The organism is Romboutsia sp. 13368, assembly GCF_018336475.1.
GTDB lineage: Bacteria > Bacillota > Clostridia > Peptostreptococcales > Peptostreptococcaceae > Romboutsia.
Genome location: NZ_CP048741.1, coordinates 773,186 through 773,678, shown reverse-complemented (window position 1 = coordinate 773,678; position 493 = coordinate 773,186). Strand labels below are relative to the sequence as shown.

1 protein-coding gene is annotated in these 493 nt (G+C 31.0%); it reads right to left on the bottom strand.

Translation table 11 applies throughout. The features are described 5' to 3' along the window. Positions 1-57: 57 nt before the first annotated feature. On the bottom strand, positions 58-429 hold the full coding sequence (locus tag G3997_RS03135) for a NifB/NifX family molybdenum-iron cluster-binding protein (protein WP_296647974.1): 372 nt from the start codon (positions 427-429) through the stop codon (positions 58-60). Between the last annotated feature and the right edge of the window lie 64 nt (positions 430-493).

Genomic DNA, 493 nt, shown 5'->3' with positions numbered 1-493 from the left:
AAGGACTTATCTAATATAGATAAGTCCTTTTTGAGCTAAAATTTATTTTAACTAATTTTAATGATGTCCGCATCCATCATGAGAGCAAGTGTGATTACTTGGAAACTCTTGAAGTTTATTTTGTTTATATAAGTCTAAATTATCTTTTATAGTTTCCCCTTGAGCCTTATATACTTTTATTCCCATAGAATTTAATTTTGATATAGCACCTTGACCTATACCTCCAACTATAACTGCATCAACAACATTTCCTGATAATGCTTTTATAGGTTGGCATTTACCATGTTCATGCTCTAAATCACCATTATTTATAGTACTTAAATCACCACTTTCTAAATCACATACTACAAACATTGGAGCTGATCCAAAGTGTCCAAATGGTTTACTCTCTAACCCATTATTAGCCTCTACTGGCACACATATTTTCATTATAATTACCCCTTTCTTTTGCAGCACATTTGCGCTGATTTTAAAATTCTACTTAAATAAAGTG

Excerpts from the sequence above, each read along its gene's own strand:
- G3997_RS03135 (WP_296647974.1), bottom strand. The coding sequence starts at position 429 with ATGAAAATATGTGTGCCAGTAGAGGCTAATAATGGGTTAGAGAGTAAA.